The organism is Streptomyces sp. WAC05374, from assembly GCF_004353505.1.
Classification (GTDB): Bacteria; Actinomycetota; Actinomycetes; order Streptomycetales; family Streptomycetaceae; genus Streptomyces.
Genome location: NZ_SMNQ01000030.1, coordinates 19,889 through 33,691, shown reverse-complemented (window position 1 = coordinate 33,691; position 13,803 = coordinate 19,889). Strand labels below are relative to the sequence as shown.

The 13,803-nt window shown below is 69.6% G+C and carries 13 protein-coding genes; 7 read left to right on the top strand and 6 right to left on the bottom strand.

The genetic code is table 11. The features are described from left to right. Window positions 1-294: 294 nt before the first annotated feature. The 3 genes from E2B92_RS31705 to eccE form a co-directional block, all read right to left on the bottom strand. Entirely contained in the window at window positions 295-528 is a 234-nt protein-coding gene (locus E2B92_RS31705; RefSeq protein WP_126889064.1) for a DUF397 domain-containing protein, read from the bottom strand. Window positions 529-738: 210 nt separating this feature from the next. Continuing rightward, entirely contained in the window at window positions 739-1,452 is a 714-nt protein-coding gene (locus tag E2B92_RS31700) for a hypothetical protein (protein WP_126889063.1), read from the bottom strand. Further along, complete coding sequence (eccE, locus tag E2B92_RS31695) at window positions 1,452-2,786, bottom strand: type VII secretion protein EccE (protein WP_126889062.1); 1,335 nt, start codon at window positions 2,784-2,786, stop codon at window positions 1,452-1,454. The genes E2B92_RS31700 and eccE overlap by 1 nt, the downstream gene beginning before the upstream one ends. Window positions 2,787-2,966: 180 nt before the next feature. Here eccE and eccB point away from each other — a divergent pair, with 180 nt between their 5' ends. From eccB to E2B92_RS31660, 7 genes are all read left to right on the top strand, one after another. Further along, a complete protein-coding gene (eccB, locus tag E2B92_RS31690) occupies window positions 2,967-4,493 on the top strand; it encodes a type VII secretion protein EccB (RefSeq protein ID WP_126889061.1) in 1,527 nt (508 codons plus the stop codon). 14 nt (window positions 4,494-4,507) lie between these two features. Then, window positions 4,508-5,761, top strand: a complete 1,254-nt coding sequence (mycP, locus tag E2B92_RS31685) for a type VII secretion-associated serine protease mycosin (RefSeq protein WP_126889060.1) — start codon at window positions 4,508-4,510, stop codon at window positions 5,759-5,761. A gap of 121 nt (window positions 5,762-5,882) precedes the next feature. Then, complete coding sequence (locus E2B92_RS31680; RefSeq protein ID WP_126889059.1) at window positions 5,883-6,323, top strand: hypothetical protein; 441 nt, start codon at window positions 5,883-5,885, stop codon at window positions 6,321-6,323. A 6-nt stretch (window positions 6,324-6,329) separates the two neighbouring features. Beyond that, on the top strand, window positions 6,330-8,150 hold the full coding sequence (locus E2B92_RS31675) for a hypothetical protein (protein ID WP_133087783.1): 1,821 nt from the start codon (window positions 6,330-6,332) through the stop codon (window positions 8,148-8,150). A gap of 37 nt (window positions 8,151-8,187) precedes the next feature. Next, on the top strand, window positions 8,188-9,429 hold the full coding sequence (locus E2B92_RS31670) for a S8 family serine peptidase (protein ID WP_235024068.1): 1,242 nt from the start codon (window positions 8,188-8,190) through the stop codon (window positions 9,427-9,429). A 95-nt stretch (window positions 9,430-9,524) separates the two neighbouring features. Further along, window positions 9,525-9,878 (top strand): WXG100 family type VII secretion target, encoded by a 354-nt coding sequence (locus E2B92_RS31665; protein WP_126887920.1) that lies wholly within the window; start codon window positions 9,525-9,527, stop codon window positions 9,876-9,878. A 48-nt stretch (window positions 9,879-9,926) separates the two neighbouring features. Next, window positions 9,927-10,229, top strand: coding sequence for a WXG100 family type VII secretion target (locus E2B92_RS31660; RefSeq protein ID WP_126887919.1), 303 nt, complete (start codon window positions 9,927-9,929; stop codon window positions 10,227-10,229). 148 nt (window positions 10,230-10,377) lie between these two features. Here E2B92_RS31660 and E2B92_RS31655 read toward each other — a convergent pair whose 3' ends face one another. From E2B92_RS31655 to E2B92_RS31645, 3 genes are read right to left on the bottom strand one after another with little or no spacing between them, the layout of a single operon-like run. Next, window positions 10,378-10,995 (bottom strand): hypothetical protein, encoded by a 618-nt coding sequence (locus E2B92_RS31655; protein WP_126887918.1) that lies wholly within the window; start codon window positions 10,993-10,995, stop codon window positions 10,378-10,380. Beyond that, a complete protein-coding gene (locus E2B92_RS31650) occupies window positions 10,992-13,265 on the bottom strand; it encodes a DUF6571 family protein (RefSeq protein WP_126887917.1) in 2,274 nt (757 codons plus the stop codon). The genes E2B92_RS31655 and E2B92_RS31650 overlap by 4 nt, the downstream gene beginning before the upstream one ends. A gap of 6 nt (window positions 13,266-13,271) precedes the next feature. After that, complete coding sequence (locus E2B92_RS31645) at window positions 13,272-13,769, bottom strand: hypothetical protein (protein ID WP_126887916.1); 498 nt, start codon at window positions 13,767-13,769, stop codon at window positions 13,272-13,274. Window positions 13,770-13,803: the final 34 nt, after the last annotated feature.

Genomic DNA, 13,803 nt, shown 5'->3' with positions numbered 1-13,803 from the left:
TTTTCCGATCGGCCCGGCTCTCCCCCGGGGACGTGGCGGCATGACCGCAAACCCGCGCCGCGCCCTCACCCACCCTAATCGCCAACACCACTCGCCCGGCAGGCCCGCCCGGTGGTCTCCCGCCGTCCCGCGCTTCCCGCCCCGCCCACAGGTCGCGCCGGTGCGGCGGAGTGTGAGAAATGCGGCCGTGCGAACCGGGGCGATCAGGAGCAAGTCGGGCGCCGCTGCCCTCCGGTGGGGGTTCTCAACGATCGGGTCTCGACATCACGCGGCATCAACCGGCCGCCCGGCCCCTCACCGCAGGTCGAACTCCCCGTCACGCGCGCCGAGCACGAACGCGCGCCATTCGGCCTCCGTGTACCGCAGGACGGTGTCCGGGTCCAGGGACGAGCGCATGGCCACGGCACCGCCCGGAAGGTGGGCGATCTCCACGCGCTCCTCGTCCGCGCTCGTACCGGGGGCGCCCTGCCACTCGACGTCGGAAATGTCGAGCGCGTACAGCGCGTCCTTCTCCTCTGCGCTCCCCATCACGGTTCCCTTCGGTCACGGCCGGCCGGACGCATGTGGCAAACACCCGGTGACGGCACGTAGTTGGACGGTGGCTCTGACGTCGCCACGGGCATCCTAGGCCAGCCCGGGCCGGCGGGAACGGATGCTCGGGCGGATCGGTACGCGGTTGTGCGGCCGTACCCGCCTCCACCGCCCGCGTACCTCACCCGGGAGGGTGAGGGGGCCGGGTCAGTCCATCCGGCGGGCCGTGCCCAGGAGACCGGTCTCCGCGTCCGTCGGGGTGGTCATCACCCAGTGCCGCTCGCTTCCCGCGCACCAGAGGGTCACGCCGTCCGCCAGGGTCGGCAGCGCCTCCGTCTCGGTGCGGTGCAGCCCCAGTATCCGCCCGATCTGCTGGGCCTCCTGGGGCGAGACGCGCTGCACGCCCACGAGCGTGGACGTCCGCATCAACCGGGGCGCCACCGGGCTCAGATAGGGCAGCAGGGTCAGCACGGACTGCCACGGCGAGGACACCACACGCCCGCGGGGCGGCCGCATGCCGCAGTCGCGCACCACGACGACCGGACTGCCCACCGTGGCGCCCATGGGCGGAACGCGGCCGACGTCGTGCAGCGTGATGCACTCCAGGCCGGCACCGGCGGACTGCGCCAGGGTGGTCCACTCCTGCGCGCGTCCCGTCTCCACCGCGACGCGCGCCCCGGTGCCCGCCGCGCGCAGCGCCAGCACCTGCGCGGTCCACAGGCCGCCGATCAGGAGAACGTCGTACGGCGTCGAGCGGTGGAACCCGACGAGCTGGGGGTGGCCCTCCGCGTCGTCGCCGATCACCACCCCGTCGTCCCCGACCGGCAGGGACAGGGCCCCCAGGTGGTCGGTGACCACGCTGTGGCCCGCGTGACGCGGGCCGAACAACCCGCGGACGCCCCGTACGGACGAAGCGGCCATCACCGCGCACCTCCCAGCGGCAGCGTCGCCAGCACGCCGGGCAACTGCTCGCGGTCGAGTCTCAGCAGGCCGACCTTCGCCGAACGCGCGGCCTGCTCCAGGGCCCGGCGGACGCCGACCAGCTCGGTGTCGGAGCCGCCGGTGATACGGACGTGACTGAGGACGTTCATCGTTCCCTGGCGCGTTCCGCGGCGCAGGGTGAAGCTCACGGTCGTGGCGTACGCCGGGACGGAGGTGAGCAGCGACACCAACTGGGGCAGCGGGGCCGCCCCCCGGCCCAGTTCGGGCCACCGTCCGACCGCGTACGTGGTGTGCCAGCGGTCGTCGCACCGCCAGACCCGCGAGGTCTCGGCCGTACGCCGCTGCGCCGCCGCACCGGGCTGCGCCGCCCGTGCCGCCAGGCGGGGATTGGCGCAAGCGGCGGTCGCCACCGTGGAGTTGAGCTCCTCCTGGTCCAGGACCACGGCCTGGAAGCCCACACCGGTCAGCCGGCTCGCCACGTGGTCCGCCGCGCGCACCAGGCAGCGCTGCGCGCCCTCGAGACCTCCGCCGCGTGCCGTGACGGCCTCCCGGCACAGCTCCGGATCGAGCTTCACGGCCACCCACGTCATACGCAGCGCCGGCGCCCCGGTCCGCTCGTGCAGGGGGGCGTACGACAGCCGCGCCACGGCCTGCTGGGGCAGGTGGGGCGCGGGGGCCGGGCGTACCTGCTGGAGCAGTTGCACCGACTCCAGGACGATGTCGTCGACCTTGAGGGCGTCGCCCAGGACGGACAGCGGCAGCGCGCGGGCGCCGGAGGCGGGACGCAGGGCGGTCCCCTGGGACTCCACCCGTACGACCGCCGTCAGGAAGGTGCCGTCGCCGAGCATCCCGACGGTACGGCGGTTGCGGTCGACGTACGGGAAGGGGCGGAAGCCCGGCGCGCTCTCCGCGACGGCGGCCAGCGACGCGTCGGTGTCCGCACCCGCCGGTGCGGCGCCGCGCCTGCGGGCGCGCAGGGCCAGTGCCGTCGCAAGCCAGTCCTGAAGTGCCTGGCCACGGCGCCGGATCACGGCCAGGAGCAGCAGCAGGCATGCCACGGTGCACGTGGGGATGAGCCAGAGGCCGCCGAGCGCGACCCCGACCGCGGCGAGGGCCAGCGCCATCTCCACGAGCACCAACTGCCGCGTCTGGAACGGGCCGAGGCGGCCGGTACGGGCGAGCGGGCGCAGGACGGTCGTCGTGGGGGTCCCCTGAGCAGCAGTAGCCGTACGGCCGTTACTGCGTTGCCGTCGGGAAGTATCAGGGGCTCGTCCGGGTGTCCGCCCACTTCGCGCGCGCGTCGCCGTACCCATCGCCGCGTTGCCCCCTCGTGTCCGCAAGTGCCACATTCGCATGGGCGTTGACCGGGCGATCACCCTACCTGAGCGGGGAGATGCGGGCGTCGGCAGGCATAGTAGTGGGCGGCGCGACGGCAGGCGTTCCGATGCGTGTGGGAACCTGAGCGCCCAGAGGGGATGAGGGGCAGCGGACAAATGGCATCACGACGGGACGAACTCAACGCCTACACCTTCGCAAAGCGGAGGCTGATTGCGCAGTTCGTGCAGCCGAACACCACGGGCTCCGAGGAGGGCGCGCCGCGCCCGCTCCGCGCGGTGGTGCCGGGAGCCATCGTCGGTGTGGTGGTCCTGGCGGTCTTCGGTGCCTGGGGGATGTTCAAGCCGGTGGCGCCCCAGAAGTGGGACACCCCGGGCGAGAACGTCATCATCGCCAGCAAGTCCACGACCCGCTACGTGGTGCTGAAGACCGGCGACAAGAAGCAGCTCCACCCGGTGCTGAACATGTCGTCGGCGAAGCTCCTTCTCAACCCCGACAAGGGCAAGGTCATCAACGTCGACGAGTCGGTGCTCGACAGCGGCAAGATCCCGCACGGCGCCACCCTCGGCATCCCCTACGCCCCGGACCGGCTCCCCGACCCCAAGGAGGCCGGCGCCGCGAAGCGCTGGGCCGTCTGCGAGCGGCCGGGCGAGGGAGGCCGGGCGATCCAGAAGGCGGCGTTCGTCCTCGCCGAACGCGAGGAGAGCAGGACCGAGGGCGCGGACCGCCTGCGCGGCGGGGAACTGCTCTACGTGGAGGGTCCCGACAAGACCCGTTACGTCGTGGACGCGGGCGGCACGGCGTACCCGCTGGAGAAGGACGAGCTGCTCCTGCGTCAGCTCGTCGGTCAGGGCCGTGCGGCGCAGCGCGTGTCCGCCGCCTGGCTGGACACCCTCCACAAGGGCGACACCATCACCTTCCCCACCGTGCCCGGGCAGCCGGGGGAGCCCGCCGGGGTGGACGGGCTGCTCGAGCCCGAGGACAACAAGGTGGGCATGGTCCTCACCGCCACGGACGGGACCAGGAAGCAGCAGTACGTCGTCCTCGAGGGGCGCGTCGCCCCCGTGTCCGACTTCATGGCGAAGCTCCTGCTCAACAGCCGGGAACTGATCGGCCTGGGACAGGCGGGCCAGGCCAAGTCCGTGAGCGCCGGAGCCTTCCAGCCGGGCGAGGCGTTCGGCAAGGACAAGAAGTGGCCCCAGTACGCGCCGAAGCCCGTGAACGACGCCGCGATCGCCGAGAACAGCCGTAACACCGTCTGCAACGTCCTGCGCAAGGTGGACGGCGACGACGGTTCCACCACCCTCAGCACCTGGGCGGGCAGCGACTTCCCCGCCCCCCTGCCGACCGGCTCCAGCAGCGCCTACGTCACCCCGGGGTCCGGGCAGCTCTTCCGCCAGTTCAAGGGGTCCGAGACCGGCACCGGGTTCCTCTTCCTCGTCACCGACACCGGCCTGCGCTACGCCATGCAGTCCAACGGCGACAGCGCCACCGACGACGCCGGCATCGGGTCCTCCGGGTCCAAGGAGGAGAAGCGGGCACGGCAGCAGGAGGCACAGCAGGCCCAGAACCGGCTCGGCTACAAGGACGTGGACCCCGTGCCCGTCCCCGCGGCCTGGTCGACCTTCCTGCCGACCGGCCCCCGCCTGTCCACCGGCGCGGCCCGCCAGCCGCAGGGTTCCTGAGGGCCGGGGCGCACATGACCTCCACGTACCGACGCCTGCTGGCCGTCGCCGCCGTCACCACCCTTGTCGCCGTTCCCGCGAGCCCCGCCGTGGCGGAGGACAGCACCCAGTGCACCTTCCCCGGCAAGATGTACGAAGGCCGCCCCTGGTCCCTCCAGCGGGTGCTGCTGGACGAGCTGTGGAAGCAGTCCACCGGCAAGGGCGTGCGGGTCGCCGTCATCGACACCGGTGTCGACGTCAAGAACCCCCAGCTCAAGAAGGCCGTCGACACCGGCAGCGGTGTCAACCTGCTCCCCAAGGACCTCAAGGACGACAACGGCAACGAGATCGAGCGCGGCAAGGAGGACGGCACCACGGACACCGTGGGCCACGGCACCAAGGTCGCCGGCATCATCGCCGCCCGCCCCGCCAAGGGCACCGGCTTCGTCGGCCTGGCCCCGGACGCCACGATCATCCCCATCCAGCAGAACGACGCCGAAGGCCACGGCACCGCCGAGACCCTGGCGACCGCCATCCAGCACGCCATCGACGAGGACGCCGACGTCATCAACATCTCCCAGGACACCGCCAAGGCGGTGGAACCGGCCCCCGCCCTGAAGCAGGCCGTGGACGAGGCCTTGGCCCAGGAGATCGTGGTCGTCGCCTCGGCGGGCAACGACGGCCTCGGCGGCAACGTCAAGAAGACCTACCCCGCCTCGTACGACGGCGTCCTCGCCGTCGCCTCCTCGGACCGCAACAACGAGCGCGCCCCCTTCTCCCAGTCCGGCGACTTCGTCGGCATCGCGGCACCGGGCGTGGACATGGTCTCGACCGTCCCGGGCGGCGGCCACTGCGCGGACAACGGCACCAGCTTCTCCGCCCCGTACGTGGCGGGCCTCGCGGCCCTCATCAAGGCCAAGCACAAGGACTGGACGCGCAAGCAGATCGTCGCCCAGATCCAGCAGACCGCCGAGCGCTCCGTGGCCGGCCACGACCGTCTCGTCGGCTGGGGCGTCGTCGACCCGGTCCGCGCCCTGACGGAGGACGACAAGCCCATCGAAGCCCCGGTCGCCCACGAGGGCGTCACCCGCGCCGAGGCCCCGACCCCGGCCGAGCTCCACCTCGGCGAAACCCCCGACCAGCGCAACGCCCGCCTCGCGACGTACGTGGTGGTCGGCGGCGGCGTCCTGGTGGCGATGATCACAGGAGTCGCCGTCGCACTCCGCGACTCCCGCCGCCGGACCCGCCGCATCGCACGGTTGCAACCGCACGGGAGGGAAGTGGCGTGACGGGTAAGGCGCTTGGGGCTGTCATGGCCAGTGACTAGAGTGACTCCGGCACTGCGTGTCAGCTCAAGCAAACGGGGAGGTCTGAGCATCGTGCTCGAGGCAGTTGGTTACGGGGGCGGCCATGGCGGGTGACCTCGAGCGCGGAGTGGGCGCGCTGAAGAAGTTCCGGAGCCGGGTCGACACACTGCTGACGGAGCTGGAAGGCGGGGCGGGCGGCAGTCGTCAGGTCGCCCTGGACCGTGTGACCCGCGGCTCTCTGGGAGTCGGCCTTCAGTTCGCGGAGGCGGACGACTTCTTCACCCAGTACAACCGCGTGCACACGGCTCTCGTCCAGCTTTCCAAGTCGCTCGGCGACCAGATCGAACTCCTGCACATCGCCGTGCACGCGGCGGACGTCGGATACGACAACGTCGACGAGGGGGCACGGCGGCGCTTCCACGAGATCCGCACCCGTCTGGCCAAGGAGTACGACGAGGCGGAGCGGGCGAAGGCCAAGGCGCAGGACAAGGGCGCCCAGCCGGAGCGCCAGGATGCCACCAGCGGCACGACGGACCTGGGGTGATCAGCGATGAGTGAAGAGAAGCAGCCGAAGCCGCTGACGCCCGAGCAGCAGGCGAAGAGCTTCGAACAGGCGCAGCAGGAGGCGCAGAAGAACATCCATGGTCAGTTCGCCGCCACGGACTTCATGGAGCGGGCCACCGACCTCATGGACGGCTTCTTCCGCGGCGGCCGGGCGGGAGACAGCGTCTTCGGCAAGACCAGCTTCGAGAACGCGAAGCTGAACGCGATGCTCGACTTCCTGGACAGCGCCAATCCGGCCGACCTGGAGAACGCGTCCGCGACCCTCAAGAAGGCCACGAACGCCCTCAACGACGCGGCGAAGGATCTGGCCGCCGCTGTCGCCGCACCGGACTGGAAGGGCGAGGGCGCCGAGGCTTTCCGGTCGTACGGCGCCCAGATCGTCAGTTACACCTACAAGCTGAGCAACTTCGCCAACGTGGTGGGCGCGCAAATGGAGGTCGCCAGCACCGGCCTGGCCTCGGTGCGCAACTCCAAGCCGCCGCGGGACGGCCGCTTGATTCAGAAGAGCCCCGAGGAATTCGCCCTACCGGAGCGCACGGAGGACAACCAGGAGTACCAGAAGGCCCTTGCGGTGGAGAAGGACCGCCAAGAGGCCATCAACCAGATGAACCGCCTGGCGTCCTTCTACGCGGTCTCGCACAGCACACTGGCCGCCCAGGACCCCCCACCACCGCCGAAGCCGCTGAACGCGGCGGTGCCGGCACCGCTGGGGCAGTTCGACGCACGATCATCCGGTACGGGTTCCGAGCCGGCGCGCCTCTCGGAGGCCTCCTCACCACAACCGGGCGGAAGATCAGAAGCCGGCACAGGTGGCGGCTCAGCGCGCGCGGAGGTCTTGGGCAGGCCCGGGGAGATCGCGGGTCCGCACACCTCGGTGCAGATCGACAGCGTGCTGACCCCGACCGCCCCCACCGCGCCCACCAACACCCCGCCGCTTCCCTCGCAGCCGACCACCCCCGGGCCGACCCCCGGCACCCCTCCGCCGGTGCTGACGAATCTCGGCCCTTCTCGGCCCAACCCCGCACGCGCGCAGGGAATGCCGGGCACGCCCCGAACCGGTGCGGGAAAGACGGGCCCGGTGGGCCGCCCCAGCACCACGGGGTACGGAAACGCCCAGCCGACGGGGCGAAATGCTCCAGCCGTTGGGCGGCCCGCGCCTACGAGCGGTCCGGCCACGTCAACGGGGCGCTCCGGCCCGCCCGTTGGCCGTCCGGGGACGCCGGGTACCGGACCGACCGTTGGCCGCCCGGGGACGCCGGGTACCGGACCGGCCGTTGGGCGTCCGGGGACGCCGGGCACCGGCCCCGGCACGGGCCGTGCGGGTGTGCCGGGTGGCAACGGGCCGGTGACCGGTAGGCCCGGCGTGCCCGGACAGGTGACACCCGGTCGCCAGAACACCTCGAGCACCCCGCGGGCCGGTCACTCGAACGGGATCGTCGGTGGCACGCCTCAGCGCGGCGCGCAGGGCGCGAATGGCACTGCTGGATCACGCCTGCCGAGGGCGACGGTCATCGGTGGGGAAGGCCCGGCGACAGGCCGCCCCCCGGTGGCGAAGCCCAGCCACTCAGGTGTCATCGGTGCCGGCCAGGGCAGTGGCACCCGCGCCACAGGGAGAGGTACTCCCAGCGCCAACGGCGTAGTGGGGATGCCACGTGGCACGACGGCGAGCCCCGGCCGCGCAGGACAGCGTCAGAACCGCGACGAGGAACAGGACCAGACCGGTTCGGCACGCCCCGGTCACCTGACAGAGGATGAAGAGACGTGGGCCGGCAGGCGGCGAGGCGCCGTACCGCCGGTGATCGGCTAGGCACTCGGAAGATTCGGAAGTCAGGATGACGCCAGTAATGAGCCAGCTCTTCAAGCGCAGGGTGCCGCTCTGTGCTGTGGCTGTGGCCGGAGCTTGGACAGTGGCCTTCGGCGGGACCGCCACGGCTGCGACCATCACCGATCCGCAGTCGAAGCAGTGGTACCTGGACGCCATGAACGCCGATGACATCTGGAAATCGGTCACCGGTGAGGGCGTCACGGTCGCGGTCATCGACAGCGGCGTCAACCCCTCTACGCCGTCGCTCAAAGGTCAAGTTCTCAAAGGCGTGGACTTCACCGGAGTGAAGGGCGAGGCCTGGGACGATTTCGACGGCCACGGAACCTCGATGGCCGAGCTGATCGCGGGCACTGGGAAAGGCGGAGGGCTCAAAGGGCTGGCGCCGGGAGCGAAGATCATCCCGTTCCGTGTGTCGGACACTGAGCTGCAGAACAAGGAGAAGGTGAATGCCTTCGACCTCGAACAGGCCATCAAGGCGGCTGCGGACAGTGAAGCCAAGATCATCAATGTCTCGATGGGTAGTGAGTACTACAGCTCTGAGGTGCGCGACGCCGTTGAGTACGCGCAGAGCAAGGGGAAGCTCCTGTTCGCCGGTGCCGGTAACAACGGCACGAAGGGAAACAAGCTCCAATACCCTGCCAGTTACCCCGAAGCGATTGCTGTGGCCGGGTCGGGACCTGACGGCAAGGTGTCCGAGTACTCGCAGCACGGGGAGTCCATCGACATCGCGGCGCCCGCCGACGACATTCCCGGGTGGTGCGACCCGAACTTCACGAGCTACTGCGACGGCGATGGCGGCACCAGCTCCGCCACTGCCCTCGCCTCCGCATCCGCCGCACTGATCTGGTCCAAGCACCCCGACTGGACCGCCAACCAGGTCTTGCGGGTCATGTTCGAGTCCGCCGGCCGGGGTGAGGGCTGGAAGCCCGGCACCGTCAGCAACTACCTCGGCCACGGCATCGTCCGCCCCGGCGCCCACATCAACCGGGGTCTCGGCAAGCCCGGCGACCCGAACATCAGCCCCCTCACCAACAAGCAGGTGGGCGGCAACGCAGGAAGCTCACCCGCCCCCTCTGCACCAGCTTCGTCACAGGCTCCCACGGGCAAGCCCGGCTCCGACGCAGTCGTGGCAGGCTCGGGCGAGGAGACCCGGAAGGCAGAAGGCGGCAGCAATGCGGGCCTCATCGTCGGGGCAGCCGCCGGTGTCGTCGTCCTCGCCGGAGGGGCCTACGCGCTCGCACGCCGACGCCGCAGCGCGTGACCGGACCCCGCGTGCATCGGACTTCACCTCCCAGCAGCACCTGGTGAAGCACAACCCAGCAAGTCACAACAAGCAGTTCAGAAGGGAACGTCACCGTGTCACAGGGCCAGCGGCTTTCAGACAGCCAAGTCATCGCGCTCGAAAGGCACCTGCTCGAGAAGTTCAACTCGATCAAGGGCCAGCTCACCCAGATTCAGGGCACGATCGACAGCCTTGAGGGCCAGTGGAAGGGTATCGGCGCCGGGGCATTCAACTCGAAGCAGCAGGAGATCAACACCTCCATGGTGCGTCTCGGCAACATCCTGGCGAAGTTCCTCGACGGGCTGAGCGCGTCCAGGAAGATCAAGGACGGCACGGAGGACGAAGTCCTCGCCGCCGTGCAGAGCATCAACGTGGATCTCGGTGTCGGCACCAGCGCCGTTCCGAAGTCGAGCATCAGCAACCTCTAGAACCGCTGACGCACGCCGAACGACCACAACACGCGAGATGAGGGAACCATGGGCATGAACTCCGGTGACGAGCTCGTCGTCAAGTACGACGGCCTCGACATTGCCGCGACGAACCTCGGCAACCAGGCCAAGAAGCTGGAGGAGGACCTCCGGGAGATCAAGACGGCCATGGCCACGGTCGCCGCCGGCTGGGAGGGCGAGGCACACGCCGCCTACGTCCAGGAGCAGACGAAGTGGGACAAGGAAGCCGCTGACATCCACCAGGCCCTGATGCAGATCGGCCAGGTCGTCGCACGGGCCGGCGGTGACTACATGGGCGGCGACAAGAAGGCCGCCAGCTACTTCGCGTAAGCAGCGCACACGGACGGATGAACGGGGTGGGTACGCGCGAGGGGTACCCACCCGCTCCGGAGCCGGGTGAGACGACGGACTCCCGGGAACCGCAGTGGCGGTTGCCGGGAGTCCGTCGTCGCTCAGCGACGAGAGCCGCGGCCCGATCTCACGGCGTCGGCCCCTTGCAGGCCGCCGAGTCGGCGACGGACTGCGCGTAGGCGAGCAGCAGGTTCTTCGCCGCGTCGGCGTCCGAGAACTTCTCGTCGTGGAAGAGGACCCTGACGAAGAGCTGGTTGCGGTCCGGGTGCTCCTTGGCGGCCACCGGGCACGGGGCGCGGCGCACGCCTCCCTTGCCGGACCACATGTACGTCCCGTCCGCGCTGGTGTGCTCGTCGATGTCGATGTACGGGTTGATGCGGGCCGCCTTCCGTACGGAGGGGTCCACCCGCCACTCGGAGATGGCGCTGAACACCGTCGTGCCGTCGACGGAGACACGGCAGTGGGTGGCTCCCACGGTGCGTGACGCGGCGTGCGCCTTGAGCGTCCTGCCGCTGCTCGGCAGGACCGCGTCGACGGCGGCGGCGGGCACCGGGGTGCCGCAGAGGTCCGAGGGCACGGTGAAGGACCGCTCCGGCTCCGGTTTCGAACAGGCGGCGAGCGCCAGGGCCAACTGGGCGGCCGCGGCGACAGCGGTGAGGTGCCGCTGTACCCGCCGCCGGCGTGGAGCCGTCAGCGAGGCGTCCTCGGCCCGTCCGCTGCCCGTTTTCATTCGGGTGCGTGTCATGCGGCAGGCACCTCCGTGGTGAGGTGATCCGCCATGCCCCGCGCATTGGTGGCGGCGTCGCTGAAGCCGTTGTCGCGCCCCGTCAGGGCCCAGTCCGCCGTCTGTTCGGGCTGGGGGAGCTCATGCTTCTTCGCCGCGTTGATGGCTGCCAACTGGCCATGTTCCGCGCTCAGGTCCCGGCTCTTCTCCCACAGGTCGCTGGCGCTCCTGCTGGCCCCCGTCAGGACGTCGGTCTCCGACTGCTGGAAGATGTGCTCGAGTACCATGCCGCTGACGGTACCGGCGACACCACCGGCCACCGCGCCTCCCACCGGTGTGGCGATGAAGCTCACGCCGACGCCGATGCCCGTCCCGATCGCTCCGGACCACGCGTTCTTCTGTTGCGCGACCGAGTCGGAGAACTCCTTGGCCTCCTTGGCGGCCGGGCCCAGGAGAGCCTCCTGCATGCCGATGGCCAGAGATCCGCTGACCTCTCCGGAACGCCGCGTGATGGTCTCGATCGTCTCCTGCGCCGAGTGGGGATAGCGCTTGTCCGCGGGCAGGTCCGGGTCGAGGTGGTAATCCATGAGACTCGCCATGTACGCCTTCTGCCCCACCTCGACGGCCGCGTAGCCGTCCGGGTTCTGGCCCACGGTGATCAGGAAGGCGGTGACGTCCTTGTGGTCCAGCTTGGCCTGCGCGCCGGCCAGGGGGAAGAGCCGATCGGTGTTCCCGCGCGGGTCGTCGGCGAGCGCGCGGTTGATGTCAGGCAAGTACTCCGAGGCGATCTGGCCCATGCTGTCGGACATGTGTGCGTGGTCCGTCAGCCGCTTGGGGTCCTCCTCGACCGAGGCGACGATGGCCGACATCAACGTGGCCTGCGCTTCCGAGTGCGGGGCCAGGTCGGGCGTCGGCATCTCCCCCGCCCGGTGCCCTGTCGTAGCGGCCTCCAGGGCAAGAGCAAGGTTGTTGCGACCCTCGATGCTGTCCTCGCCCTCGCTGTTGCGCTCCTGCGGCCAGTCACGTTCCTCGAAGAGGTAGTCGAAGTTGGAGAGCGCGTCCTTGACTTCGTTGCCGTCCTTGTCCTTCGTCTTGAACTCGTGGTCCTCGTCCTTCGAAAGGAAGGGGGCACTGAAGAAGTCCGTCGCGGCGTCCGGACTGTTCGACAGTGCCTTCAGGAAGCCCACCATGGGGTCGGATCCGGAGTCGGTACCCGTCCGGTTCAGGTACGGCTCCATGTCCATGTGCTGCCAGGCCAAGGGAACGTGCTGACCGTTACTGCTCAGCTTCTTCTCGGTCTTGATCAGCTCAGTGCCGTAGGACGTGAGGAACTGGTCGTCGTAGTCACCCCAACGCATCAGGTTGCTCATGACCTGGAAGCCCATGGTGGTGCCGTTCCTGGCAAGCGACTGGCTGCCGAGACTCGTCATCTCGTGCTTCCAGTTCGCCATTTCCGGAGTGTCCGCCCGAGTGGCCGTGGCAAGCGTCAGGCTGAGGTGCTTCTGCAGGTCGTCGAACTGGTCGACGCGCTTGTGGCCCACCTGGTAGGCGCTGCGCGGGTCACTGACCCCTGCCCAGAAGTCGAGTGTGCCCCGTGCACCCAACTGCTCGGCCAGCCGTTCGGCGAACAGCTCGTCGCCCGCGTACTTCTTGAGGCCGGCGTGGAGAGCGTCGAAGTCCTCGACGGTGAGGTCCTCCGGCTTCTTCCTCGCCAGGGCGGCCAGGCGCTCGGCCTCTTTCAGCGCGTTTGCCGCTGTGTCACGGTCCTTGTACGCGGCGTCCGAGAAGCCGTGGTCGGCGAGGTCCACGAGGGCCTTGAGTGATGTCGAGGCGGTGTTGTCGATTTCCGTCGCCTTGTTCAGGATGGACTGCAGCTCATCACGCAGGGCGTCGACGTCGCTCTGTCCACCCGGCGCCTTCTTGTCCGGGTTCTCCCGTACGGTGAAGCCACCGCCGTTCGCGGACACCGTCAGGTTCCTGCCCCGGCCGCGTTCGATGGCCTCCTGGAGCAGTCGCTGCTGCGTCTTCAGCTCGTCCCGGGTGTCCCGCATGATGTTGCGGATCGACGTGGCCTGGATGACGGCGTCGCCGAACTCGCCGGCGGTCTTGCCGATGAACTCACGGGACACGGTGGCGTTGTAGCCGGCCCAGTCGGCCTTCTTCGCCCGGCCGTACAGTCCTTCCTCAGCGTCCCTCTTCAGCGTCTCCAGCTTGGTGAGCATGCTCGTCCAGTCGCTGACCGTGTCGTCGAGCAGTGTGAAGTTGGCCGAGTGCAGAGCTTCGAAATCCATGCGGCGTCAGTCCTTGTCCTTCTTGTCCTTCGCCCCATAGATCTCGTTCTTCCTGCCCGCCTGCGCCCAGTTCTCGTCGAACCCCGCGTCGAGCGCGTGGATGCTGCTCACATGCCGCTCGATGAAGACCTCGTCGCCGGCGTGCGCGTTCTTGGTGAAGTCCATGTGGTTCGAGATCAGCGCGCAGGCATCCATGACCGACCCCAGTTGCTTGTCCCAGCGGGTCGAGACGTGCTGCAGCGCCTTGCCGAGGGCGAACCCCTGACCGGCCAGGTCCGTTCCGGCGGCGTCCGTGGTGGTGACGCGTGCTTCCTTCCACAGCCGGTTGTACAGCTTGAAGGCATGGTCACCGATCGCTGCAAGGTCCTTCTGGTGCACCTGGAGGTCACCTTGCGGGTTGCCGGCGTTGGGTCTGTCCTCGGGAGGCAGCCCGTTCAGGTGCATCCGCGCCGGCCCCTTCTCGGCCGCCGACGCCTTTAACTGCTCCCACTCGTCCCAAGCCATCCGCAGGGCTCCTCCCCGTGTACCGGCAAACGGT